Consider the following 23,710-nt stretch of genomic DNA (forward strand, 5'->3'; position numbering starts at 1 on the left):
GTCTGCCTGACAGCATGCGTCCCATGATTCTAAGGAGGGGGCCGGATCACCAGCCCCCTCTCAGCGTTACTCCTGCGGCTCTTCTTCGTCAGCCGCGGGATCCGCCTGCACATCGTCAGCGGACTCGTCGGTGTCAACGGCGCCGATCACGTCGCCATCAACCTCTTCGCTCTCGAACGCTTCGCCTTCCAGCTCTTCGCCCTCGACTTCCGATGGCTCCTGAACACGCTCCAGACCGACCAGTTTCTCGTCCTTGGCCAGTTTGATCAGGGTCACGCCCTGGGTGTTACGGCCCAGACTCGATACTTCGCCGACGCGGGTACGCACCAGCGTGCCCTGGTCGGAAATCAGCATGATCTCCTCGCCGTCCTGCACCTGAACCGCGCCAACCAGACGGCCGTTACGCTCGTTGCTGACCATGGCGATGACGCCCTGGCCGCCACGCTTGTACTCAGGGAACTCAGTGATCGCCGTGCGCTTGCCGTAGCCACGCTCGGAAGCGGTGAGGATCTGGCTGCCCTGCTCCGGAATCAGCATCGAAATCAGCTTCTGCCCTTCAGGCAGACGCATGCCGCGCACACCGCGAGCGGTACGGCCCATGGCGCGCACTTCGGATTCCTTGAAGCGGGTGACCTTGCCGCCGTCGGAGAACAGCATGATTTCCTGCTCGCCATCGGTGACGGCCGCGGAAATCAGGATGTCGCCTTCGTCCAGCTCAAGCGCAATCAAACCGACGCTGCGTTGACGACTGAAGGCCACCAGCGGGGTCTTCTTGACGGTACCGTTGGCGGTCGACATGAAGATGAACGGCGCCTTCTTCTTGTCGGCGGCCTTGATGCGCGCCTTGCGCTCTTCTTCGGTCTCGTTGCTGTTCTCGAGGTCTTCGGCGTCGGCGTCCACGCCTTCGGCTTCTTCTTCGTCAGCGCGCTTGCGCATGGCTTCGAGGTCGACCGGCAGCATGGTGGTGATGTATTCGCCTTCGCTCAGCGGCAACAGGTTGACCAACGGACGACCACGGGCAGCGCGGGACGCTTCCGGGATCTCGTAGGTCTTGAGCCAGTACACCTTGCCTTTGCTGGAGAACATCAGCAGCGTGGTGTGGCTGTTGGCGACCAGCAGGTGAGCGATGTAGTCCTCATCCTTGACGCCGGTGGCCGATTTGCCTTTGCCGCCGCGACGCTGGGCCTGATAAACGGCCAGCGGTTGAGTCTTGGCGTAGCCACCGTGGGAGATGGTCACGACGCGCTCTTCTTCGGGGATCATGTCGCCGAGGGTCAGGTCCAGGCGCGCATCAAGGATCTCGGTGCGACGCACATCGCCGTATTCGGCGCGGATCAGCTCCAGCTCTTCGCGGATGACTTCCATCAGGCGCGTGGCGCTGTTGAGGATGCGCAGCAGCTCGCCGATCTGAGTCAGGATTTCCTGGTACTCGGTCAGCAGCTTCTCGTGTTCCAGACCGGTCAGGCGGTGCAGACGCAGCTCAAGGATCGCCTGAGCCTGTTCCGGCGACAGGAAATACTTGCCGTCACGCATGCCGTACTGAGGATCGAGGTTTTCCGGGCGGGACGATTCGGCGCCTGCGCGCTCGACCATCTCGACCACGGCGCTGGATTCCCACGGCGTGCTGATCAGGCCTTCTTTGGCTTCAGCCGGGGTCGGCGAGGCTTTGATGAGGGCGATGACCGGGTCGATGTTCGACAGGGCAACGGCCTGACCTTCGAGGATGTGACCCCGCTCGCGGGCCTTGCGCAGTTCGAACACGGTGCGACGGGTAACGACTTCGCGACGGTGACGAATGAAGGCTTCCAGCAGGTCCTTGAGGTTCAGGATGCGTGGGCGGCCGTCGATCAGCGCAACGATGTTGATGCCGAAGACGCTTTGCAGCTGGGTCTGGGCGTAGAGATTGTTGAGGATGACCTCAGGCACTTCGCCGCGACGCAGCTCGATGACCACGCGCATGCCGTCCTTGTCGGACTCGTCGCGCAGCTCGGTGATGCCTTCGAGCTTCTTCTCTTTGACCAGCTCGGCGATCTTCTCGATCAGACGGGCCTTGTTCAGCTGGTACGGCAGCTCGGTAATGACGATCTGCTGGCGACCACCGACCTTGTCGATGTCTTCGACGATGGAGCGGGCGCGCATATAGATGCGGCCACGGCCGGTCTTGTAGGCTTCGACGATGCCGGCACGACCGTTGATGATCGCGGCGGTCGGGAAGTCCGGGCCGGGGATGTACTGCATCAACTCGTCGACGGTGAGGTCGCCGTTGTCGATGAGCGCCAGACAGCCGTCGATGACTTCACCGAGGTTGTGCGGCGGAATGTTGGTCGCCATGCCCACGGCGATGCCGCTGGAGCCGTTGACCAGCAGGTTGGGAATACGGGTCGGCATGACCGCAGGAATCTGTTCGGTGCCGTCGTAGTTCGGCACCCAGTCCACGGTTTCCTTGTGCAGGTCGGCCAGCAGCTCATGGGCCAGCTTGGTCATGCGCACTTCGGTGTATCGCATGGCAGCGGCGTTGTCGCCGTCCACCGAACCGAAGTTGCCCTGGCCGTCTACCAGCAGGTAGCGCAGGGAAAAGGGTTGGGCCATACGAACGATGGTGTCGTAGACCGCGGTATCGCCATGCGGGTGGTACTTACCGATAACGTCACCGACCACACGGGCGGATTTCTTGTACGGCTTGTTCCAGTCGTTACCCAGTTCGCTCATCGCGAACAGTACCCGCCGGTGCACGGGCTTCAAGCCGTCGCGCGCATCGGGCAGAGCTCGTCCGACGATGACGCTCATCGCGTAGTCGAGGTAGGACTGCTTCAGCTCGTCTTCGATATTGACCGGGAGGATTTCTTTGGCCAGTTCGCCCATGAGAAGCCTGATTCCTTTTTCTGGTGAAACCTCGCTCAGCCATCCGGGATGAACAAGGCTTGCCGCTGCCGACGATTGTCAGGCAACGACTTACGACAAATCAGCGAGTTATGCCATGAATGTGCGCAGTCATAAGGGTCGCCATGCGCCCCTTTGGAAACCGCCGGATGGTACCACAATCGCCGTCAGGCACGAAGTCTTTGCAGGCGCCGTGAACACGCCATTTCGCCAGCAGACGCCTGATACGCGCTCACAGAGCCCGATAGCGCGTTTGGCGACGAATGGCATTATCGGCTGCGGGGTGATCAATGCAGGCGTTTGCGGCACATCAACAGGGCCATTTTGGTCGTGTCGGGGCGTTCGACGATGCCCTTCTCGGTGACGATGGCGTCGATCAGATCGGCGGGCGTCACATCGAACACAGGGTTGAAGGCGTCGACGTCGGCACCCACGCGCTTGCCGCCCACTTCCAGCAATTCACGGCCGTCGCGCTCTTCGATGGGAATATCGTCGCCACTGGCAAGGTTCATGTCGATGGTCGAGCTCGGCGCCACGACCATGAAGCGCACGCCGTGGTGCATCGCCGCCACCGCCAACTGGTAAGTGCCGATCTTGTTGGCGACGTCGCCGTTGGCGGTGATGCGGTCGGCGCCGACGATGACCCAGGTGATGCCTTTGGTTTTCATCAGGTGCGCGGCCGCGGAGTCGGCATTGAGGGTGACCGGAATGCCTTCGTTGAACAATTCCCACGCGGTCAGACGGGAGCCCTGCAGCCAGGGACGGGTTTCGTCGGCGTAGACGCGTTCGATCATGCCTTCCAGGTGTGCCGCGCGGATGACGCCAAGCGCGGTACCAAAACCGCCTGTGGCCAGCGCGCCGGTGTTGCAGTGGGTCAGCACGGTCTGCAGATTGCCCTGGTGCTTGCGGATCAGCTCGGCACCCAGTTGCGCCATGGTCAGATTGGCTTCGCGGTCGCTCAAGTGAATGGCCACAGCTTCGGCTTCCATGGCCTTCAGCGGATCTTCATGATCCTTCAGGCGATACAGGCGTTCGCGCATGCGATTCAGCGCCCAGAACAGGTTGACCGCCGTGGGCCGGGAGTTGGCCAGCAGGTCGAAGTCTTCTTCCAGGGCCATTTGCCAGTCGCCGCCTTCTGCCAGACGATCAATGACCGCCAATACGATGCCGTAGGCCGCACTGATACCGATGGCTGGCGCGCCGCGCACAACCATCGTGCGAATGGCTTCGGCCACGCCTTCAGCTGTGGTGTAGGGATGCCAGGTTTCTTCGAAGGGCAGGACCCGCTGATCCAGCAGATGCAACGTGCCGTCCCGCCAATCGATGGCCTTTACCTTCTCCGCAGCCAGTAATCGATCGCGCATTGCACACCCCACTTGATGAATTTTTGAAAAGCTGCCGCCACAGCGACGGTGCAAAGAAGCAAATCGCCAGCACCTTAAAAAGCCGCCGATTATAGCGAGCCGCCTGCGAAGACGCTCGGGTATACTTCGCCGTCCCCGTAATAAGCCATTGGATGCCCGCCCCATGCCCCATTCCGCTGCCCCGCTCGACCTGTTGTTGCTGCCGGACTGGCTGGTACCGGTCGAACCCGCCGGCGTTGTGTTGAAGCAGCACGGAATCGGCATCCGCGATGGCCTGATCGTCTACATCGGCCCCCGCGCCGAGGCCCTGCGCCAGCCGGCCATCGAAGTGCGCGAGTTGCCGGGCATGCTGCTCAGTCCTGGGCTGATCAACGCCCACGGCCATGCGGCCATGACGCTGTTCCGCGGCTTGGCGGACGATCTGCCGTTGATGACCTGGCTGCAGGACCATATCTGGCCAGCCGAGGCGAAATGGGTCGATGAGGATTTCGTCCGCGACGGCACCGATCTGGCCATTGCCGAGCAGTTGAAAGGTGGCATCACCTGCTTCTCCGACATGTATTTCTTTCCGAAGGTCGCCTGCGAGCGGGTGCACAACAGTGGCATTCGCGCACAGATCACCGTGCCGGTGCTGGACTTCCCGATACCCGGCGCGCGCAACAGCGATGAATCGCTGCACATCGGTATCGAGCTGTTCAACGACCTCGCCCACCACGATCGCATCAAGATCGCTATGGGCCCCCACGCGCCTTATACCGTCAGCGACGAGAACCTGGAGAAGATCCGGGTCATCGCCGATGAGCTGGACGCAATGATCCAGATGCACGTTCACGAAACCGCTTTTGAAGTACACGAGGCCGTTCAGCAACGCCAGGAACGGCCCATCGCCCGGCTGCAGCGTCTGGGACTGCTGGGCCCGCGTTTCCAGGCGGTGCACATGACCCAGATCAGCGATGACGACCTGGCGATGCTGGTCGAAAGCAACTCCAGCGTCATTCACTGCCCCGAATCGAACCTGAAACTGGCCAGCGGCTTCTGCCCGGTGGAGCGCCTGTGGCAGGCCGGGGTCAACGTCGCCATCGGCACCGACGGCGCGGCCAGCAACAACGACCTGGACCTGCTCGGCGAAACCCGCACCGCCGCGCTGCTGGCAAAAGCGGTGGCCGGCTCGGCCACTGCGCTGGACGCCCACCGTGCGCTGCGCATGGCCACGCTGAACGGCGCCCGCGCGTTGGGCATCGACGATCACACCGGCTCGCTGCAGATCGGCAAGGCCGCCGACATGGTCGCGTTCGACCTCTCGGGCCTGGCGCAACAGCCGGTCTACGACCCGGTGTCACAACTTATTTATGCGACGGGTCGCGACTGCGTCACCCACATCTGGGTCGCCGGCAAGCCATTGCTGCAGGACAAACGCCTGACCCGCATGGACGAAGAAGCGCTGACCCGAACCGCCAAGGCCTGGGGCAACCGCATCGCGGCAGACAAAGCCTGACCCATTGAGCACCGCCACGGTCAGATACCGTGGCCGGACACCGAATTCAAGTTTTAGAGGATCACACATGAGCAACGTCGACCACGCCGAAATCGCCAAATTCGAAGCCCTCGCCCATCGCTGGTGGGATCGCAACAGCGAGTTCAAGCCGCTTCACGACATCAATCCGTTGCGGGTGAACTGGATTGACGAGCGCGTGAATCTGGCCGGCAAGAAGGTGCTCGACGTCGGTTGCGGCGGCGGCATTCTGAGCGAGGCCATGGCCTTGCGCGGCGCCACCGTGACCGGCATCGACATGGGCGAGGCGCCGCTGGCCGTGGCGCGCCTGCATCAGCTCGAATCTGGCGTGAACGTGGAATACCGGCAGATCACCGCCGAAGCACTGGCCGACGAAATGCCCGAGCAGTTCGACGTCGTGACCTGCCTGGAAATGCTGGAGCACGTGCCGGACCCGTCGTCGGTGATTCGCGCCTGCTACAAGATGGTCAAGCCGGGCGGTCAGGTGTTTTTCTCCACCATCAACCGCAACCCGAAGGCGTACCTGTTCGCCATCATCGGCGCCGAATACATCATGAACCTGCTGCCGCGCGGCACCCATGACTTCAAAAAATTCATCCGCCCTTCCGAGCTGGGCGCGTGGAGCCGCGATGCCGGGCTGCAGGTCAAGGACATCATCGGCCTGACCTACAACCCGCTGACCAAGCACTACAAGCTGGCGTCCGACGTCGACGTCAATTACATGATCCAGACATTGAGAGGCGTCTGAGCCATGCGCTTGAGGGCAGTTCTCTTCGACATGGACGGCACGCTGCTCGACACCGCGCCGGACTTCATCGCGATCTGCCAGGCGATGCTGGCCGAACGCGGCTTCCCGCGTGTGGACGATAAACTGATTCGCGACGAGATCTCCGGCGGTGCCAGGGCGATGGTCTCGGCGGCGTTCGCCATGTCCCCCGAGGCGCCTGAATTCGAGGCGCTTCGACTGGAATTTCTGGCGCGCTACCAGACCGATTGCGCCGTGCACAGCAAGCTGTTCGACGGCATGGCCGAATTGCTGGCCGACATCGAAAAAGCCAAGCTGATCTGGGGCGTGGTGACCAACAAGCCGGTGCGTTTCGCTCAGCCGATCATGGAGCAGCTGGGCTTGTCGGAGCGTTCCGCGGTGCTGATCTGCCCGGACCATGTGACCAGGAGCAAACCCGACCCGGAGCCGCTGTTGCTGGCCTGCAAGATGCTCGATCTGGACCCGTCCAGCGTGCTGTTCGTGGGCGATGACCTGCGTGACATCGAATCCGGCCGCGACGCCGGCACCAAGACCGCCGCCGTACGCTATGGCTACATCCATCCCAACGACAATCCCGATCACTGGGGCGCGGACGTGGTGGTGAATCACCCACTGGAGCTGCGCCGGGTGCTGGATGATGCGTTGTGCAGCTGCTGATCGCTCATCAGCGCAGCTCGGCATAGACACAGCGCACTACATAGAGAGAGGAGCCCCCATGTTCAATTATTCCGCCCGCCCCGATCTGCTCAAGGACCGGGTGATTCTGGTCACCGGCGCCGGCCGTGGCATTGGTGCCGCTGCCGCGAGAACCTACGCCGCCCACGGCGCGACGGTCTTGCTGCTGGGCAGGACCGAAGCGAACCTGAGCGCGCTGTATGACGAGATCGAAGCTGCCGGTCATCCGCAGCCGGTGGTCATCCCGTTCGATCTCGAGACCGCCCTGCCCCATCAATATGACGAACTCGCTGCGATGATCGAAGCGGAGTTCGGCCGGCTCGATGGCGTATTGCACAACGCCTCGATCATTGGCCCGCGCACGCCGATCGAGCAGCTCACCGGCGAGCAGTTCATGCAGGTGATGCACATCAACGTCAACGCCACTTTCATGCTGACCACCGCATTGCTGCCGCTGCTCAAGCTCTCGGGTGACGCCTCCATCGCCTTCACTTCCAGCAGCGTCGGGCGTAAAGGCCGCGCGTATTGGGGCGCCTACGGTGTGTCCAAGTTCGCCACCGAGGGGCTGATGCAGACGCTGGCCGATGAAATCGACGGGCTTGGGTCGCTACGCGCCAACAGCATCAATCCGGGCGCAACCCGCACCGACATGCGCGCCCAAGCGTACCCGGCGGAAGATCCGACCAACAACCCGACGCCGGACGAGATCATGCCGGTGTATCTGTATCTGATGGGCCCGGACAGCACAGGCATCAACGGACAGGCACTGGATGCGCAGACTCGCTGACTTTGGGGCCAGTCGTCCGCTAACCACAAGGAGCGCTCCCAAACGCGCTCCCTCATCTGAATATCAGACAACGCCGGGCACCCTCCACTCGGCAGTTTCCTGCCGTCTTGTGTAGCAGAATGCCTTCAGGATCGATACGTTAGTCAAATCCAAGGCGCGGAAAGGTATCAAACCTGTCACAATCCGCCGCAACTTATTGATTGACAATACTTTTCACGCAGGCAGTCGAATTGGCACGAGTTTCGCTCTCTCCATTTCAAGCCCGTAGAGGCGAAGGAGCGGAACCATGAGTTTTCCAACCAACACCAATGCCATAGATTTCGACAGCGCCCGGCTGCAACGCCATGGTTTCGCGCCGCCCCACAGCCTCGTCCGGCCTGCCCTCGATTACGAACAGCTCAGGCGTCAGCTCGATCTGCAACTGCAGACCAGTCTCGAAGCGGACAAGATCCTGTCGATGCTTTTCCAGAGCGTTCAGCAACTCATCCCGCTGAATGCCCTCAGCTACAAACACCTGCCCACCGATCTGCGCCTGGAACTTGGGGAGCGCGCCCGGCACAGCGCTATCTACCGCATGACCCACGAAGGCGAGCAGTTGGGCGAGCTGTCGTTCCAGCGCGACCACCGTTTCGCCGAGGATGAGCTTGAGCAACTCGAATCGTTGCTGTCCAGCCTGCTGTATCCCCTGCGCAACGCCCTGCTGTATCGCCACGCCAGCCTGAGTGCGCTGCGTGACCCGCTGACCGGCGCCGGTAACCGGATCGCCATGGAGCAGTCGCTCATTCGGGAGTTCGAGATCGCACGCCGCCAGCAGCAACCGCTGTCGGTGCTGATGCTCGACATCGACCACTTCAAGGGCATCAACGACACCCATGGCCATGCCACGGGCGATGAAGTGCTGCGGGCCGTGACCAACGCGGTCAAGGATCGCCTGCGCAATATCGATCAGGTGTTCAGATTTGGCGGTGAGGAATTTCTCATCGTGCTGACCAACACCAGCCGTGAGTCAGCCGCGCTGGTGGGCGAGCGCCTGCGCAGTGCGGCACTGCAACTCAGTTATCCGGTGACAGGACGGCCTCTGGATCTGACCGTTAGCCTCGGTTGCTCGACGCTGCTGCCGGGCGAATCGTCCGACAGCATGTTGCGCCGTGCCGACACGGCCCTGTACGCCGCCAAGCGCAAGGGCCGCAACCGCCTGGAAATGGCGGGCTGACCGATCAGGCGCGGGCGGGGATCCGGTGTTCACGGACCGAGCCGCTACTTTCCTGGGATCGTTCCAGCGTCATGCACCGCTCAAGGAACAGAAACATGTACTCGTAGCTCTTGCAGACCGCCATTCGCAGGTCGCTCTGCAATTGCTCGCTGGGGTTGTTGCCGGCCAGGGTGCAGATGATTTCCAGCGCTTCCCAAGGGTGGGAATCGTCGTACTGCGCATGCATCTTCAGCCACTTCATTGCCCGCTTTCGTGTGTCCGGCGGGAACATGTCCGCGTAGGTGTCCTGGGAACAGACGACCGCCGACCATTCACCGGTGGCACCTTCGATGGCGTAGTTGGTCGCCGCGATGGCGACTACCAGTGAATCCGACGAACAACTGTGCCAGCACCAGTGATTCAGTGCGTGGAGTTCCGAGGGCACCAACTGCGCCTGCAGGTCTTCCAGCGTCACCCCGTGGGCAGCGCTCCAGTTGACCCAGTAATCGGCGTGGTTGAGTTCGACCCGAATGTTGCGCATCAACCATCGTCGCGCCATGTCTTCACCCGGGTGTCGGGCGAATCGGGTTTTGGTCAGGTTATGCGCCATATAGACCGCGAACTGTTCGACGACCGGCCATCCCCCAATCAGGTACTGGCGCATGGTCTTAGAACTGAGCCGCCCGTCACGCATGCGTTGATAAAGTTCATGCCCTACCACCTTGGCCTTGGCGTCACTGCAATCGTCAATCAATTGCTGTGCCCAAGCGGGGTAACTGCTGGCATCCATCAGCGGACCGGTTCTAATGAACATATCGATCACTGTGTAGCTCCTTATGTAAGTTGCGTAGGATGTGTTCAGCGAAAAGTCCCGGGAGCGCTGAACAACAGTGGGGTCTGCCTCGCGGGCCGTGCGTGCAGACATTCACAGGTGAATAATTGCGGTCGCTCGATAACGTACCCCTGAGCGTAGTCCACACCGATTTCCAATAACGCCTGCTCTATCTGGGGGCTTTCGACGAACTCGGCGATCGTCTGTTTGCCCATTACGTGCCCGATATGGTTGATCACTTCCACCATCGCCCGGTTGACCGGATCGTCGAGCATGTCTTTTACGAAACTGCCATCAATCTTCAGGAAGTCCACAGGCAAGTGCTTCAGGTAAGCGAATGACGACATGCCTGCACAGAAGTCATCCAGAGAGAAACGGCATCCCAGACTTTTAAGTTCATTGATGAACCGAATGGCGCTGCCCAAATTGGCGATCGCACTGGTTTCGGTGATTTCAAAACAGATAAGTTCAGGAGGGATTGCGTAGATCTGGAACTGCTGTCGCAAATACTCGAGAAAGGCGTCGTCGCCAATGCTGGTCCCGGACAGGTTGATCGCACACACGGCCATCGGCCCTTTGCCGTGTCCGGACTTGAGACAGTCGGCGATGATCATGAAGACGTGCTGCACGACCCAGCGGTCCAGGGTGGTCATCATGCCGTAGCGCTCGGCGGCGGGGATGAAACTGTCCGGCAGGATCATGCGCCCGGACTCGTCGCGCAGCCGCAGCAGAATCTCGATATGGCCAGGGCCTTGCACGGCGTTGCGGCCCAGTGCTGCAATTTCCTGGGAGTACAGACAGAAGCGGTTGTCTTCGAGGGCCATGTGCAGGCGCTGAATCCAGGCCATTTCGCCAAAGCGGGTGGACAGATCAGAGTCGTCGTCGTGGTAGACCTGAACCCGGTTGCGGCCCTTTTCCTTGGCCATGTAGCAGGCCATGTCGGCGGCGCGCAGCGAGGTCTCCAGCGTGGTCGGGACATCGTCGATGTGCACCAGACCGATGCTGACGGTGGTGACAAACGGCCGGCCTTTCCAGACAAAGTGCAGGCTTTCCACGGTTTGCCGCAGGCTTTCGGCCACGCGCTCGGCGGCCTCCGGCGCACAGTGTTCGAGAAGGATGCCAAACTCGTCGCCCCCAAGGCGGGCCAGCGTATCGCCTTCGCGCACGCCCTGCTGCAGCAGCGTGCAAATGTGCCGCAGCAGCTCATCACCCGCGGCATGGCCGCTGGTGTCGTTGACCAGCTTGAACTGATCGAGGTCAAGGAACATCAATGCATGCTGCGCCGGCTGCTCGGCCAGGCCGTTGAGGGCCAGCTCGAGGCGGTATTCGAACTCGCGGCGATTGGTCAGTCCGGTCAGCGCATCGTGGGTCGCCTGCCAGGACAGATTAGCGATGTACTGACGCTCCTGAGTCATGTCGTGCAACACCAGCACGGCGCCACTGACCTTGCCTTCGGTACGGATCGGCGAGCCGACCAACGCGACCGAAACGGTACTGCCGTCCAGGCGCTGAATCAGTCGTGAGCTTTCACTGCCGCCGCCCAGATTGCCACTGAGCATGCGCTCGATCAGGGTCGAGGTGTCTTTCTGATCGTTCTCGTCGAGCAGGCTGAACAGCGCGGCCAGCGGCAGACCGGCCGCCTGCTCGTTCTTCCAGTGGGTCATGAGCTCTGCGGCGGGGTTCATGTAGACGATGGAGCCGTCGACATCGGTGGTGATGACGCCGTCACCGATGGACTCCAGGGTGATCTGCGCGCGCTCTTTTTCCGCCTGCAGCGCGATCGCAAAGGCGTGGCGCTGCTCCAGCAGTTTATGGGTGCGCAGCAGCGCAAGGATGATCAGGCACAGCGCCGTGGCGAGGTTGACCACCAGCAGAATCCGCAGGATGACCCGCGAGCCCTCCCCCAGTGCGTCGCTGAAAGCCATGGCCGCCGGCGTGACACCTTCGTTGATGGCGCTGATGCGCTGGCGCCAGCCCAGGACTTCACTGTTGGTGACGTTGCCTTCCTGAATCCGGGCGTGCATTTCACGGGCGACTTCATCGAGCTGCACGAGATAGTTGTCACCGACCTTCCACAGGTCGATGGCCTTTTCCAGGTAGCTGAAGTGCTGGAAGTTCAGATAGAGCCAGATGATGCTCTGCGCATCGTCGGGATGGTTACCCCCCTGCAGAATCCCGGCCTTGGCGCGCACGATGTCGGGCACCGGCTGATCCATCGCCAGGCGCAAATCATGCCCGCCCTGGGGAATGGCGATCGCCTGCTGGTATTTCAGGTAGTTGATGTCGTCGCGGCTGTTGGCGTAGAGATTCAGATAATAAATGGCGTCTTTCTGGCCCTTCGACCACAGGCTCTCACCGCCGATGTAGCTGCGGACCGCGGACATCATGTACAAGCTGACGCAGCCGAGCAGTGCCTGTAACAGCACAACAGCGATAAACGGCCAGACGATGCCCAGAAGACGAGGCTTCCCGAGGATCCGCTTTTGCTTCATGGTGTCCCTTTGATCAGCACTGCCAGATTCTCAGTCCCCCCACGCCAGGCAACCTTCCTGGAGCCTGAGGGACTTCGCTAATTCCACGACGCAGCAGACAATCTCTCACATCTTTTACAAGACGTAACCAGCCAATTGGGTGCGAAGACGTAAATATGACGCTTTTCACATTTTCGGTAAGCGCCTGAGCAAGCATAGCCCAAGAATTGACGTGCTCCAGTGGCAATACGCTATTGCGTACTGCCCCGTAGCTCGCCCGGTCGTATCACACCTGTTGCAGGTGTCCATAGAGCCTAGCGTAGAGCCCGCCGTCTGCAATCAATTGCTGATGATCCCCGTCTTCGGCGATGCGCCCGCCATCGAACACCAACACGCGATCGGCCTGTTTCACCGCTGACAGCCGGTGGGCGATGATCAGCGTCGTGCGGCCGCTGAGGAAACGGTTCAGGGCCTGGTGCAGGTTGTACTCGGTGGCGGCATCCAGCGCAGAAGTGGCCTCGTCGAGAATCACCACCTTGGGGTCAGCCAGCACCATGCGCGCGATGGCCAGCCTCTGCCGTTGCCCGCCGGAGAGGCGAACCCCCGAACGCCCGACCACGCTGTCCAGCCCCAGGGGCAGCGCGCGGATCGTCGCATCCATCTGAGCGATTTCAAGCGCTTGCCAGCAGGCGTTGTCATCCTGCTCGCGGCCCATAAGAAGGTTGGCGCGGACGGTGTCGTTGAACAGCGCCGGGTGCTGCAACACCACGGCGACGTTCTCGCGAACGGTGTCCAGGCCGATCTCCTGCAAGCTTGAACCTCCGAAACGAATGACCCCGGATCGGGCGGTGTACAGGCCAAGCAGCAACTGAACGAGCGTGCTTTTGCCGCCGCCGCTGGCCCCCACGATCGCGACTTTTTCGCCGGGATTGATCGACAGGTCCAGCTGATCGAGGACCAGCTCGTCGTTGTAGCCAAAGCTCAAACCGCGCACGTCGATGCTCACCGTCTGGCGCCCCACGAACGGATTGGTCTTTCCCGGGTACTGAGGCTCGTCTGCGCGAGCCAGCAGTTCATTGATACGGGTCAGGGCGCCGCCAGCCGCGTAATAGGCGTACTGCAGATTCAGCAGTTGTTCGACGGGCCCGATCATGAACCACAGGTAGCTGAACACTGCGAGCATGTGGCCGATGGACAGGTCGGAGAACAGCACCGTGAGCATGGCCGCAGCGCGGAAGATGTCGATGCCGAATTGAAACAGCAAGCCGCTGGCGCGGCCCGACGCATCGCTTTTCCACTGGGATGACACCGCGTAATCGCGCACTTCCCGGGCGCGCAGGCCGAGCAAACCGAGGAAATAGCCCTGACGGTTGCTGGCACGGATTTCCTGAATGGCGTCGAGGGTCTCGGTGAGCGCCTGGGTGAACCGCGAGGTGCTGTCGTTTTCCAGTTTCTTGAGGTGTTTGACGCGCTTGCCGAGTTTCACCGTGGCGAACACCACCAGCGGATTGAACAGCAGGATCAGCAGCGCCAGTTGCCAGTGCATCCACATCAGGATCGCAGCGGTGCCTGTGAGGGTGAGCATCGCCACGAGAAACTTGCTCAGCGTCTCGCCGACAAATTTGTCCACGGTGTCCAGATCCGTCACCAGATGCGCGGTGACGGTGCCGCTGCCCAGGCTTTCGTATTCGCTCAGCGAGATGCGCTTGAGCCGTTCGATCAGGCGCGTGCGGATGCGGTAGACGATGTCCTTGGCCAGTCCGGCAAACAATCGTGCCTGAATCACGTTGAAGACCAGCGCGCCCAGTCGCAGGCAGAGTGTCGCCACCAGCATCAGCCCGATGTAGCCGACAGGCTTGTGCAGGCTGTCGGGCAGGAACTGATTCATGAAGATCAGCGCCGAATTGCCTTTGCCCAGCAGCACTTCATCGACCAACAAGGGCAGCAGCAGCGGGATCGGCACTGAGCAGAGGACCGCCAGGACAGCGACACCATTGGCCACCCACAGCGCCTTCTTGTGCTGCAGGACGAGGCGGCGGATCTGCGCCCAGTTCAGGCGATCACCGGCCGGACGCACATGTGCCGATGCGGCGCTACTGCGATGTTCCAGGTCGGGGGCGTCAGGCACTGGCGTTGCGCTCCAGCCAACGACCCAGCAAAGGCCCGAGGACATCGAGGGGTTGATAGCCGTTGGTCAGCAGCGCCAGCTGGCCATTGCGCTCAGCGAGCAGCGTCGGGAAGCCGGCAATGCCCAAGTCCTGAACCCAGGAGAAATCCGACGCGGTCGCGGTGTGCTGTTCGACGCTGTCGAAGGCTTCGGCGAACTCGATGCGCGGCAGGCCGGCTTTTTCCGCCAGCTCGGCCAGCACCGAGCCGTGGGTGACGTCGCGGCCGTGCAGGTAGAAGGCCTGCTGGATTTCTTTGACCAGCCGCCAGGCGACATCCGGCGCCAGGCTGCGCGCCGCAACGATGGCACGGCAGGCCGGCGCGGTGTCGTAGACGAAACCGTCGGGCAAGGCGCCGTCGAAACGGAATGCCTGCCCCGTGGCGTCGTGCACCGCTTGCCAGTGTTCAAGAATGTAGCGTTTGGTCGTCGGCTCCAGGGCCGCGCCACTGCCCGTGCGCAATCCGCCCACCACCAGATGCAACGGCACCCCCGCCGCTGCCGCCTGCTCGACCAATGCTTCGGCCACCGGAGAAAAACCCCAGCACCACGAACACATCGGGTCCATCACATACAGCAGGCGAGTGGACATGGCTCAGGCCTCGTTGTTTTGAGTTTCAGTGGCTTGGCCGTCGAGGGCACGGTAATTGCGACCGATCGGGTGCGGCTGATTTCGCGCCTTCGCCAGTTCGATCTGCTTTTGCCGGTCGATGGCGCTGCGACGGGTTTTCTCGCTCAGCGAATCCCAGCAATGCGGGCAGCTGACGCCCGGCGAATAATGTTCGCTGGCACGGTCCTCTGCGCTGATCGGCGTGCGGCAGGCATGGCATTGATCGTAGTCGCCTTCGGTCAGGTCGTGGCGGACGGTGACGCGATTGTCGAACACGAAGCAGTCGCCCTGCCAGCGGGTTTCTTCCTGGGGCACTTCTTCCAGGTATTTGAGAATGCCGCCCTTGAGGTGATAGACCTCTTCGAACCCTTCACCGAGCATGTAGCTGGAGGCCTTCTCACAGCGAATGCCGCCGGTGCAGAACATCGCGACCTTCTTGTGCCTGGCCGGATCGAAATTCGCCTTGATGTAATCGGGAAATTCACGGAATGAAGTGGTCTTGGGGTCGATCGCGCCTTCGAAAGTGCCGATGGACACTTCGTAATCGTTGCGCGTGTCGATGAGCAGCACTTCAGGGTCGGCGATCAGCGCGTTCCAGTCCTTGGGATCGACATAGGTGCCGACCGCCTTGTTCGGGTCAACGCCCGGGACGCCGAGGGTCACGATCTCTTTCTTGAGTTTGACCTTGGTGCGGTAGAACGGCTGCTCGTCGCAGTACGATTCCTTGTGGTCGATGTCGACCATGCGCGGGTCTTTCTTCAGCCAGGCCATCAAGCCGTCGATGCCCTCGCGGCTGCCGGACACCGTGCCGTTGATGCCTTCTTCGGCGATCAGCAAGGTGCCTTTGATGCCGTTGTCGACCATCGCCTGCAGCAGTGGCTCGCGCAGTGCGACGTAATCGGAAAGGGTGACGAATTTGTACAGCGCCGCGACGACGATGGGTGCGGGTTGGGTCATGTGGCGTCTCCAGGTGGTGACCCTCGCAAAGGGCCTACCGGGTGAATGATTCAGATGAACGCGTGCCGACCGGGCAACGCGGCGCGGATTCTATCAAGAATCGAACGTGGGCAGGCAGGAGGGTTGATCAATCGCCTCATCACCCCGTCTACCTGCCGGGAACATCGGCCCGAGCGTCACGGACTAAATGACATCGCTTGCCCACCCCCACAGGAACGAATCCCATGCATATTCTTCACCTTGCCAGCTCTCCCCGCGGCGATCGCTCTGCCTCTCTCAAACTCGCTGCGCGCTACCTCGAAACCCTGACCTCGCTTCACGCCGACGCCACGGTGGATGTCCTGGACGTCTGGACGACCGATCTGCTGCCCTTCGACGGTGCCGCGCTGGAGGCCAAATACGCCGATCTGCAAGGCGTGCAGATGAACGCCGAGCAACAGGCGGTGTGGGAGCAGATCCACACATTGGGCGAGCGTTTCCATCGCGCCGACGTCATCGTTTTCAGCGTGCCGATGTGGAATTTCGGTATTCCTTACCGTCTTAAGCATCTGATCGACGCCGTGTCGCAGCGGGGCGTGCTGTTCGATTTCGACGCTCAGGGCATGCGCGGTCTGCTCAAAGGCAAGAAAGTGGTGGTGTTTGCTACCCGTGGGGTAGCGCTTGGGGAGGACTTCCCCACAGAGGACTACGACCATCAGGTCGCTTACCTGAAAACCTGGGCCCGGATGGTGGGTATTCCGGCCATCGATGCGGTGGTGTCGGAAGCCACCCTCGCGGATGCGACGACGGCGGAGACGAATTTCAACGCGGCGCTGGCGCAGGCCTCGAAGCTGGCTGCCGACCTGACATGAACGCCCGTCAAATCAGGGATGCATTCTTACCTAACGAATGTTAGTTAGCCTATTGACCGAGGCGGTATTCAAGCCTAAGGTTGGCCTACCTAACAACCGTTAGGTGGTTAATCTTCCCCCACAGGACAGCGCCATGACGACCAAACTGCAGCTATTCACCTCTCCTTCGGCGTTCCCCAATCCCCAGCGACTGCGCTTGTTTATGCACGAAAAGGGCATCGCCGATCAGTTCGATGAAACCATCTATGACATGGCGCCCGGTGGCGAGCAGCGTGGCTGGCGTCACCTGAATATGAACCCGTGGGGAGAAACCCCTACGCTGCAGTTGGCGGATGGCAGCTTTATTTCCGAAACACCGGCCATTGCCCGTTTTCTCGACCAGTCTTATCCCGGCCGCAAGATCATGGGCGAAACCGCGCTGGAGCAGGGCCTGGACAACATGTGGGATAACCGCATCTGGGTGCATATCCTTTATCGGATCGTCACGGCTTTTCATGTCTTGCACACCGGGCTGGGTTTCAAGCTGGAGCTGACAAAGAATGAGGCATGGGGTGAGCACTGCCGCAAAGAGGCACTGATGCATGCTGCTTTGGTGAATCGCCATCTGGCCGACGGTCGCGAATGGCTGCTGGGCGGGGCTGAACCGACGTTTGCCGATATCACGCTGGCCACCGCCATTGCCTTTTCCAAGTTCCCGGTAAACGCGACCCCGCTGGACGAGCGCTTCGAGCACCTGGACAGCTACTGGCAGCGCTGGCAGAAACGTCCAGCTTTCCAGGCCGCCTACGCCGATCGCAGCAGTGGCATACCGGAGCTGGATTCGCCTTCCGCGTGATCCGACTGGATGGGCACGTCATGATCTGAGAGGACGAGGGCTGGAGCTTTTGCTTTAAGATGGCCGGCTCCACTGCAACTCGTCCGACCCATGAAAGGCACGACAATGAGCATCAACGCCCGCGAGGCCATACTCCTGGCTGCCCGAAACATTGCCCAGTCACAGGGTTACAATGGCCTGAATTTTCGCGACCTGGCCCATGAGGTTGGCATCAAGGCAGCCAGTATCTACTACCACTTCCCGAGCAAGGCCGATCTGGGCATTGCTGTCGCCAGACGATACTGGCAGGACGGTGCGGCCGCATTGGAAACGCTCAGCGAGCAGACGCCGGATCCGGTGGAGGCATTGCGCCGATTCCCCGAAATTTTTCGTCGCTCGCTGGAGGCCGACAACCGGCTGTGCCTGGGAAGTTTTGTAGGGGCTGAAGCCGATAATCTTCCCCCCGCAATGGTCAAGGAGATGCAGGCTTTCGCTCAGGTGAACGTTGAATGGCTGAGCCGACTGCTCGTCTCGGCGAAATACTGCGAGGAAGCCGACAGCAACATCCGCGCGCGCGCCATTTTCTCGGCCGTCGCGGGTGCGCAACTGATCGCGAGAAGCACGTCAGACATTTCGGTTTTCGACACGCTGATTGAAGCCTACCGTGCCTATGGTCCCCTGCCGGCGTAACAGTCGCTTGCCGCCCGAAGAAGGCTGAACACCTTCTTCGGGCGGCGCGCGTCAGTCGTGCCCACCCGCACAGGTCGGGGAAGACGGCGCGGCGCCGAGCTTCGCCCATTCTTCCGGGGTGTAGGTGTGCAGCGCCAGCGCGTGGAACTCACCCATCAGGCCACCGAGCAGGCCATAGACCTTCTGATGACGCTTGACCGCGTTGAGGCCAGTGAACTGCTCACTGACCACCACCGCTTTGTAGTGAGTGTCCATGCCGCGACTGTGCATGTGGCTTTCATTGAGCACCTGAAGGTACTCGGGCTGAAAGACCGTCAACGCGGATTCGATTCGCTGTTGCATGCTCATGTCAGGCTTCGCTTATGGCTTCTTGGCAGGAGCAGCCGGTGCAGCAGGCTTGGCGCCAGCCGGGGTCAGTTCCTTGGTCATGTCGGCGAGCAGCTTGTTGACCACAGGCACCGCGCTTTCCAGTTTGCTCTGGGTCAGCTGGAACGACTGCTGGCTGATCTGCGGCATCTTGGCCTGGACTTTCTGGCCCAGTGGAGACTGGTAGAAGGCAACCAGATCTTTCAGCTCGCTTTCGGTGAAGTTGGAGGTGTACAGCTTGACCATGTCAGGCTGCAGCTTTGGCCAGCTGATCACCTGATCCAGCGCGGCATTGGCCTTGCCCTGATAGGTTTCGAGGGTGGCTTGCTTGGACGCAGGTGCTTTGGTTTCAGCGAAGCGCTGAGCGAACATCTGCTGGACTTGCATGTAAACCGGCGCACCCAGTTGATCGGCGTGAGCCAGTTTGAGGAACGCTACAGCACTGGCTTCATGGCTGGCGGTATCGGCAAGAACCTGGCCGCTGGCACATACCAGAGCAACCGCAGCACAAATGGCACGAAGACGGGTCATCGAGTTTCCTTATCTAGCAGGCGAGGCAGAACCCCAAGGCCGGCCATTCTGCGCCCCTTTGCGCATTTCCCTCAACCCCTGACCCTACGAGCGGTTATCCCGCGGACCTGACGCACTCGCGCGCACGAAGGTTTAGGGCGACCAGTCCGGGGCTTTTGTCGCACACTGTCCGCACCTGTTCCGACCGCACAGCAGCCACGGGGAACCCCACCGGCTCCCCGGTTACTAAACTGCGCAAATCGATCTTAAGGAGAGAGTCCAGTGAGCCGTACCGAAACCGACAGCATAGGTCCGATCGAAGTCCCCGAAGACGCTTACTGGGGGGCGCAGACGCAGCGCTCTCTGATCAATTTCGCCATCGGCCAGGAACGCATGCCGTTGCCGGTATTGCACGCGCTGGCGCTGATCAAAAAAGCCGCCGCCCGGGTCAACAACCGCAACGGCGACCTGCCCACCGACATCGCCAACCTGATCGAGCAGTCCGCCGATGAGGTGCTGCAGGGCCAACTCGACGACCAGTTTCCTCTGGTGGTCTGGCAGACCGGCAGCGGCACGCAAAGCAACATGAACGTCAACGAAGTCATTGCCGGCCGTGCCAACGAACTGGCGGGTGGCGTTCGCGGCGGCAAATCGCCGGTTCACCCCAACGATCACGTCAACCGCTCGCAAAGCTCCAACGACTGCTTCCCCACCGCCATGCACATCGCGGCCGTGCAAGCAGTTAAAGAGCAACTGCTGCCGGCCATCGCCGAACTGTCCACCGGCCTCGCCGAGCAGTCTTCGCGGCACATGAAGCTGGTGAAAACCGGCCGCACGCACATGATGGACGCCACACCGATCACCTTCGGCCAGGAGCTCTCGGCTTACGTCGCTCAGTTGGACTACGCCGAAAAAAGCATTCGCGCCGCGTTGCCGGCCGTGTGCGAGCTGGCCCAGGGCGGCACCGCCGTCGGCACTGGCCTGAACTCGCCCCATGGATTCGCCGAAGCGGTGGCCGCCGAACTGGCTGCGCTGTCCGGCCTGCCCTTCGTCACCGCGCCGAACAAGTTTGCCGCGCTGGCCGGGCATGAGCCGCTGACCGCGTTGTCCGGCGCGCTGAAAACCCTCGCCGTGACCCTGATGAAGATCGCCAACGACCTGCGCCTGCTGGGTTCCGGCCCCCGCGCGGGCCTGGCTGAAGTAAAGCTGCCAGCCAACGAGCCAGGCAGCTCGATCATGCCGGGCAAGGTCAACCCGACCCAGTGCGAGGCGCTGTCGATGCTGGCGTGTCAGGTCATGGGCAACGACACCACGATCACCTTCGCCGCCAGTCAGGGCCACTTGCAGCTGAACGTGTTCAAGCCGGTGATCATCCACAACCTGCTGCAATCGATCCGTTTGTTGGGCGATGGCTGCCGCAACTTCAACGAGCACTGCATCGCAGGCATGGAACCGGATGCCGCCAAGATGGCCGAGCATCTGGAACGCGGCCTGATGCTGGTGACCGCGCTGAACCCTCACATCGGTTACGACAAATCGGCGCAGATCGCCAAGAAAGCCTACAGCGAAGGCCTGACCCTGCGTGAAGCGGCGCTGCAACTGGGTTTCCTCACCGACGCCGAGTTCGACGCCTGGGTGCGCCCGGAAAAGATGCTCGAGGCCGGCAGCAATGGCTGAACCCATCAGCGGCGCCACGCCACTGGAAGGCTACGGCAAACGCATTCTGATGATCATCGGCACGCCGAAAAGCATCAGCCTCGGCCACGCGCTGGGCGAGGCTTATGCCCAGGGCGCGCGGAGCAAAGGTCATGTGGTGCGGGTGCTCAAACTTGACGAGATGGATTTCGACCCGGTGCTGCGCGGTGGCTACGAATCCGCCCAGACACTGGAACACGATCTGCTTGAAGCCCAGCGCGAGGTGCACTGGGCCCAGCATCTGGTGTTCGTTTATCCGGTCTGGTGGGGCGGTTTGCCGAGCCTGCTCGGTGGATTCTTCGACCGGGTGTTCATGCCCGGTTTTGCCTTCAAGGCCCATGGCAGGCATCACCCCTCCAATGAGCTGCTGAAGGGCCGAACAGCAGAGTTGCTGGTGACAATGGACACGCCGTCGCGCTATTTTCGCTGGGTCTTCAAGGCCCCTGCCCACCGGCAGATGGTCAGGACGATCCTTGAGTTCTGTGGGATCAAGACCACACGGCTGACGGAGTTCTCGCCGGTACGCACCTCTACCGAAGAGCAGCGTCAACAGTGGATTCGCGACGCCGAGGCGTTGGGCAAACACTGAAACCCGAGGCCCGCACCGCCAGGCAGGTTGCGCGGGCTCGCACGTTGATGGAACCGTTAAGAACGCTGCTATTCAAATGCTCTGACTTACCTGTGGCGACACTTGTCGCCCACCCAGATCACTCGCGTACCGACCTAATGCCCGGAGAAGGCCATGTTAAGCAAGCGTGAACAAGATCCAGCTCCCACCGTACGTTTTCGCAGCGACCGCGTATCCCGCGTCAATGGCCTTTATTTCTTCAGCACCCGGGAAAACACCCTCGAGGGTCCATTCATGAGCAAGGAAGACGCTGCTCGGGAAACCGAGGTCTATGTCCGTCGCATGCAGGCCGCCAGCGCGTATCAGCCAGCCATGCCCTCCTCGCTCAACGGCTGATTCAGCCCGCTTTCACGAATGATTGCGGCGAAAAGTCTCCTCGCCCATTGCTGCGATCTGTCCGTCGATCAGTGCATCGAAGGGACGCAACAAGCCATCGAATGACGTCTCCGGCTCCAGCGTGTGCAGCGCATGGACGATGGCCTCGAGTGTCGACAACGCCTCGGGGCCCGGTGCTTTGCGCAATCGGTAGCGCGACGCTGGCGCGTTGGTTAGCACCACTCTGGGCAGCGCCGCCAGCAGCGGATTAAGGTGCAGCAGCTTGCGCGCCTTGCGCCAGGTGCCATCGGGTACGACGAGCAGCACGGGTGCATCGTCGACACGGTTAGCCTTCAGCGAAACAGCCTCCTCCCCCGGAAACAGCAAACACGCTTGGTAACCGGGCTGGCTCAGCCATTGCGCAAGATCCTCAAACACCTCCCCCACCTGCAATTCCGCATTCGTCAGGCCTAGTGCTGCCAGGCGCGCCGTGTTGAGCGCGTGATTGACTTCGCTGGGGTGCTGCAGAATCAACACGCGCGTGCGGCTGCCCAACGCAGGAATCAGCGCACACAGGCAGTGATCGGTCGGACGCAGGCAGCGTTCGCAGCGGGCACGGGACATCGTCGGTTTCCTACAGTGGATTGAGCTGAGCTTTCAGCAGATCGCGAAAGGTCTGAATCAACGGCTCACGGCTGCGTCCGCGACGCAGGATCATCGAAAACGGTGCCTGATAGCCAAAGGTCGCCGGCAGCAACACGCGAAGGTGCCCCGAATCCACCCACGACTGGGCGTAGTGCTCGGGCAAGTAACCGATGTAGGCGCCGGACAAAACCAGAATCAGCTGCGCTTCCATACTCTCGACGGTCGCGGCGCTGTGCTTGAAGCCGTGTCGGGCGAGCTCGGCCTGGCTCCAGTAGCCGCGTCCGACCATGCGTTGTTGGGTGATGACCGGTTCCGGGATGCGCCGTTCGGCATACAGCGTGTGGCGATTGCTGCAGTACAGCCAATGCTGCTCGCGGTACAGCGGCTGATAGAGCAGGCCGTTCATGCGGGTGGAGAACGAGCCGATCGCCAGGTCCAGTCGGTTGTCCAGCACGCCCAGCTGCAATTCATAAGGGCTCATCACGGCCAGGTGCAAATGCACGGCTGGATGCTCCGCACTGTAGGCGCCGATGACTTCCGCAAAGGGCAAAGCGCGGTCACTGACCGTCGAGTCCAGCACCCCCAGGTTCAGCGTGCCGCGCAGCTCGCCTTTGAGCGCCGCAGCGTAGAGTTCGAAACCTTCCAGCTCGCCGAGCAGGCGCAGGGTTTCCTGATGAAACAGCTCGCCCTTGCTGGTCAGGCTGAACCCGCCGCGCCCGCGATGACAGAGCACGATACCCAACGCCGCTTCGAGCTGGCTCATGTAGGTGCTGATCGCCGACGTCGACAGATTGAGTTCTTGCTGAGCACTGGCAAAGCCCTGATGGCGCACCACGCAGGCAAAGATGCGCAGCAATTTGAGGTCGGGAAGCGCGCTGGCCATGGTCGTTCCAGGGTGGGTTTTGCGCGCAGCTTACCCGATACTTCAGGAATATCTGAACTAAGTATTTCGCCTGGCCGATTGTTCGCAGCGGGCGCGGTAAAC

22 protein-coding genes are annotated in these 23,710 nt (G+C 61.4%); 11 read left to right on the plus strand and 11 right to left on the minus strand.

The features are described 5' to 3' along the window. Nucleotides 1–66: 66 nt before the first annotated feature. Nucleotides 67–2,862, minus strand: coding sequence for a DNA gyrase subunit A (gyrA, locus tag AC07VF_RS00635; RefSeq protein ID WP_495008859.1), 2,796 nt, complete (start codon nucleotides 2,860–2,862; stop codon nucleotides 67–69). 305 nt (nucleotides 2,863–3,167) lie between these two features. Beyond that, complete coding sequence (mtnA, locus tag AC07VF_RS00640; RefSeq protein WP_495008858.1) at nucleotides 3,168–4,244, minus strand: S-methyl-5-thioribose-1-phosphate isomerase; 1,077 nt, start codon at nucleotides 4,242–4,244, stop codon at nucleotides 3,168–3,170. Between the two features lie 163 nt (nucleotides 4,245–4,407). Here mtnA and AC07VF_RS00645 point away from each other — a divergent pair, with 163 nt between their 5' ends. The 5 genes from AC07VF_RS00645 to AC07VF_RS00665 all read left to right on the plus strand — a co-directional run bounded on the left by AC07VF_RS00645 (nucleotide 4,408) and on the right by AC07VF_RS00665 (nucleotide 9,198). Next, entirely contained in the window at nucleotides 4,408–5,739 is a 1,332-nt protein-coding gene (locus AC07VF_RS00645) for a TRZ/ATZ family hydrolase (RefSeq protein WP_495008857.1), read from the plus strand. 67 nt (nucleotides 5,740–5,806) lie between these two features. Next, nucleotides 5,807–6,505, plus strand: coding sequence for a bifunctional 2-polyprenyl-6-hydroxyphenol methylase/3-demethylubiquinol 3-O-methyltransferase UbiG (gene ubiG, locus AC07VF_RS00650; RefSeq protein ID WP_192172823.1), 699 nt, complete (start codon nucleotides 5,807–5,809; stop codon nucleotides 6,503–6,505). A gap of 3 nt (nucleotides 6,506–6,508) precedes the next feature. Continuing rightward, the gene (gene mupP / locus AC07VF_RS00655; RefSeq protein WP_495008856.1) at nucleotides 6,509–7,180 is read left to right on the plus strand and encodes an N-acetylmuramic acid 6-phosphate phosphatase MupP; all 672 of its coding nucleotides are present in this window, start codon (nucleotides 6,509–6,511) and stop codon (nucleotides 7,178–7,180) included. A gap of 58 nt (nucleotides 7,181–7,238) precedes the next feature. Further along, nucleotides 7,239–7,985, plus strand: coding sequence for a YciK family oxidoreductase (locus AC07VF_RS00660; protein WP_495008855.1), 747 nt, complete (start codon nucleotides 7,239–7,241; stop codon nucleotides 7,983–7,985). 286 nt (nucleotides 7,986–8,271) lie between these two features. Then, on the plus strand, nucleotides 8,272–9,198 hold the full coding sequence (locus tag AC07VF_RS00665) for a GGDEF domain-containing protein (RefSeq protein WP_282367524.1): 927 nt from the start codon (nucleotides 8,272–8,274) through the stop codon (nucleotides 9,196–9,198). A gap of 4 nt (nucleotides 9,199–9,202) precedes the next feature. On the opposite strand, the gene AC07VF_RS00670 is transcribed toward AC07VF_RS00665, so the two are convergent. The 5 genes from AC07VF_RS00670 to trhO form a co-directional block, all read right to left on the minus strand. Next, nucleotides 9,203–10,000, minus strand: a complete 798-nt coding sequence (locus AC07VF_RS00670) for an iron-containing redox enzyme family protein (RefSeq protein WP_282367526.1) — start codon at nucleotides 9,998–10,000, stop codon at nucleotides 9,203–9,205. A 35-nt stretch (nucleotides 10,001–10,035) separates the two neighbouring features. After that, the gene (locus tag AC07VF_RS00675; RefSeq protein ID WP_346626521.1) at nucleotides 10,036–12,501 is read right to left on the minus strand and encodes an EAL domain-containing protein; all 2,466 of its coding nucleotides are present in this window, start codon (nucleotides 12,499–12,501) and stop codon (nucleotides 10,036–10,038) included. A 265-nt stretch (nucleotides 12,502–12,766) separates the two neighbouring features. Then, on the minus strand, nucleotides 12,767–14,557 hold the full coding sequence (locus tag AC07VF_RS00680) for an ABC transporter ATP-binding protein (protein ID WP_495008915.1): 1,791 nt from the start codon (nucleotides 14,555–14,557) through the stop codon (nucleotides 12,767–12,769). 43 nt (nucleotides 14,558–14,600) lie between these two features. Continuing rightward, nucleotides 14,601–15,203, minus strand: a complete 603-nt coding sequence (locus AC07VF_RS00685; protein ID WP_192172951.1) for a DsbA family protein — start codon at nucleotides 15,201–15,203, stop codon at nucleotides 14,601–14,603. Between the two features lie 36 nt (nucleotides 15,204–15,239). After that, nucleotides 15,240–16,211, minus strand: a complete 972-nt coding sequence (trhO, locus tag AC07VF_RS00690; RefSeq protein ID WP_346626519.1) for an oxygen-dependent tRNA uridine(34) hydroxylase TrhO — start codon at nucleotides 16,209–16,211, stop codon at nucleotides 15,240–15,242. 224 nt (nucleotides 16,212–16,435) lie between these two features. On the opposite strand from trhO, the gene AC07VF_RS00695 reads away from it, so the two are divergent. From AC07VF_RS00695 to AC07VF_RS00705, 3 genes are all read left to right on the plus strand, one after another. Beyond that, nucleotides 16,436–17,062, plus strand: a complete 627-nt coding sequence (locus tag AC07VF_RS00695) for an FMN-dependent NADH-azoreductase (protein WP_495008854.1) — start codon at nucleotides 16,436–16,438, stop codon at nucleotides 17,060–17,062. Nucleotides 17,063–17,195: 133 nt separating this feature from the next. Beyond that, nucleotides 17,196–17,897 (plus strand): glutathione S-transferase family protein, encoded by a 702-nt coding sequence (locus AC07VF_RS00700; RefSeq protein WP_495008853.1) that lies wholly within the window; start codon nucleotides 17,196–17,198, stop codon nucleotides 17,895–17,897. A 105-nt stretch (nucleotides 17,898–18,002) separates the two neighbouring features. Next, entirely contained in the window at nucleotides 18,003–18,566 is a 564-nt protein-coding gene (locus AC07VF_RS00705; RefSeq protein WP_495008852.1) for a TetR/AcrR family transcriptional regulator, read from the plus strand. Between the two features lie 51 nt (nucleotides 18,567–18,617). On the opposite strand, the gene AC07VF_RS00710 is transcribed toward AC07VF_RS00705, so the two are convergent. Continuing rightward, nucleotides 18,618–18,914, minus strand: coding sequence for a BolA family protein (locus tag AC07VF_RS00710; protein WP_495008851.1), 297 nt, complete (start codon nucleotides 18,912–18,914; stop codon nucleotides 18,618–18,620). A 12-nt stretch (nucleotides 18,915–18,926) separates the two neighbouring features. Then, nucleotides 18,927–19,463, minus strand: a complete 537-nt coding sequence (locus tag AC07VF_RS00715) for a DUF2059 domain-containing protein (RefSeq protein WP_065992947.1) — start codon at nucleotides 19,461–19,463, stop codon at nucleotides 18,927–18,929. Between the two features lie 261 nt (nucleotides 19,464–19,724). Here AC07VF_RS00715 and AC07VF_RS00720 point away from each other — a divergent pair, with 261 nt between their 5' ends. The 3 genes from AC07VF_RS00720 to AC07VF_RS00730 all read left to right on the plus strand — a co-directional run bounded on the left by AC07VF_RS00720 (nucleotide 19,725) and on the right by AC07VF_RS00730 (nucleotide 22,101). Continuing rightward, a complete protein-coding gene (locus AC07VF_RS00720) occupies nucleotides 19,725–21,119 on the plus strand; it encodes a class II fumarate hydratase (protein ID WP_282367543.1) in 1,395 nt (464 codons plus the stop codon). Continuing rightward, entirely contained in the window at nucleotides 21,112–21,726 is a 615-nt protein-coding gene (locus tag AC07VF_RS00725; RefSeq protein WP_346630611.1) for an NAD(P)H-dependent oxidoreductase, read from the plus strand. Before AC07VF_RS00720 ends, AC07VF_RS00725 begins: the two co-directional genes overlap by 8 nt. Nucleotides 21,727–21,879: 153 nt before the next feature. Then, nucleotides 21,880–22,101 (plus strand): DUF6316 family protein, encoded by a 222-nt coding sequence (locus AC07VF_RS00730; protein WP_495008850.1) that lies wholly within the window; start codon nucleotides 21,880–21,882, stop codon nucleotides 22,099–22,101. A gap of 12 nt (nucleotides 22,102–22,113) precedes the next feature. Here the strand turns inward: AC07VF_RS00730 and AC07VF_RS00735 are convergent, their stop codons facing one another. Together AC07VF_RS00735 and AC07VF_RS00740 are read right to left on the minus strand one after the other, a co-directional pair. Then, nucleotides 22,114–22,704: a tRNA-uridine aminocarboxypropyltransferase gene (locus tag AC07VF_RS00735; RefSeq protein WP_495008849.1), complete on the minus strand. Its 591-nt coding sequence runs from the start codon at nucleotides 22,702–22,704 to the stop codon at nucleotides 22,114–22,116. Nucleotides 22,705–22,714: 10 nt separating this feature from the next. Continuing rightward, nucleotides 22,715–23,608: a LysR family transcriptional regulator gene (locus AC07VF_RS00740; protein WP_423572862.1), complete on the minus strand. Its 894-nt coding sequence runs from the start codon at nucleotides 23,606–23,608 to the stop codon at nucleotides 22,715–22,717. Nucleotides 23,609–23,710 lie beyond the last annotated feature (102 nt).

It is taken from the genome of Pseudomonas sp. GW821-FHT02H06 (genome assembly GCF_059421525.1).

What these genes read in the sequence shown, in the direction of transcription:
- gyrA (WP_495008859.1), bottom strand. Translation starts at nt 2,862, where the DNA reads ATGGGCGAACTGGCCAAAGAAATCCTCCCGGTCAATATCGAAGACGAG.
- mtnA (WP_495008858.1), bottom strand. Translation starts at nt 4,244, where the DNA reads ATGCGCGATCGATTACTGGCTGCGGAGAAGGTAAAGGCCATCGATTGG.
- AC07VF_RS00645 (WP_495008857.1), top strand. Translation starts at nt 4,408, where the DNA reads ATGCCCCATTCCGCTGCCCCGCTCGACCTGTTGTTGCTGCCGGACTGG.
- ubiG (WP_192172823.1), top strand. Translation starts at nt 5,807, where the DNA reads ATGAGCAACGTCGACCACGCCGAAATCGCCAAATTCGAAGCCCTCGCC.
- mupP (WP_495008856.1), top strand. Translation starts at nt 6,509, where the DNA reads ATGCGCTTGAGGGCAGTTCTCTTCGACATGGACGGCACGCTGCTCGAC.
- AC07VF_RS00660 (WP_495008855.1), top strand. Translation starts at nt 7,239, where the DNA reads ATGTTCAATTATTCCGCCCGCCCCGATCTGCTCAAGGACCGGGTGATT.
- AC07VF_RS00665 (WP_282367524.1), top strand. Translation starts at nt 8,272, where the DNA reads ATGAGTTTTCCAACCAACACCAATGCCATAGATTTCGACAGCGCCCGG.
- AC07VF_RS00675 (WP_346626521.1), bottom strand. Translation starts at nt 12,501, where the DNA reads ATGAAGCAAAAGCGGATCCTCGGGAAGCCTCGTCTTCTGGGCATCGTC.
- AC07VF_RS00685 (WP_192172951.1), bottom strand. Translation starts at nt 15,203, where the DNA reads ATGTGTTCGTGGTGCTGGGGTTTTTCTCCGGTGGCCGAAGCATTGGTC.
- trhO (WP_346626519.1), bottom strand. Translation starts at nt 16,211, where the DNA reads ATGACCCAACCCGCACCCATCGTCGTCGCGGCGCTGTACAAATTCGTC.
- AC07VF_RS00695 (WP_495008854.1), top strand. Translation starts at nt 16,436, where the DNA reads ATGCATATTCTTCACCTTGCCAGCTCTCCCCGCGGCGATCGCTCTGCC.
- AC07VF_RS00700 (WP_495008853.1), top strand. Translation starts at nt 17,196, where the DNA reads ATGACGACCAAACTGCAGCTATTCACCTCTCCTTCGGCGTTCCCCAAT.
- AC07VF_RS00705 (WP_495008852.1), top strand. Translation starts at nt 18,003, where the DNA reads ATGAGCATCAACGCCCGCGAGGCCATACTCCTGGCTGCCCGAAACATT.
- AC07VF_RS00710 (WP_495008851.1), bottom strand. Translation starts at nt 18,914, where the DNA reads ATGAGCATGCAACAGCGAATCGAATCCGCGTTGACGGTCTTTCAGCCC.
- AC07VF_RS00715 (WP_065992947.1), bottom strand. Translation starts at nt 19,463, where the DNA reads ATGACCCGTCTTCGTGCCATTTGTGCTGCGGTTGCTCTGGTATGTGCC.
- AC07VF_RS00725 (WP_346630611.1), top strand. Translation starts at nt 21,112, where the DNA reads ATGGCTGAACCCATCAGCGGCGCCACGCCACTGGAAGGCTACGGCAAA.
- AC07VF_RS00730 (WP_495008850.1), top strand. Translation starts at nt 21,880, where the DNA reads ATGTTAAGCAAGCGTGAACAAGATCCAGCTCCCACCGTACGTTTTCGC.
- AC07VF_RS00735 (WP_495008849.1), bottom strand. Translation starts at nt 22,704, where the DNA reads ATGTCCCGTGCCCGCTGCGAACGCTGCCTGCGTCCGACCGATCACTGC.
- AC07VF_RS00740 (WP_423572862.1), bottom strand. Translation starts at nt 23,608, where the DNA reads ATGGCCAGCGCGCTTCCCGACCTCAAATTGCTGCGCATCTTTGCCTGC.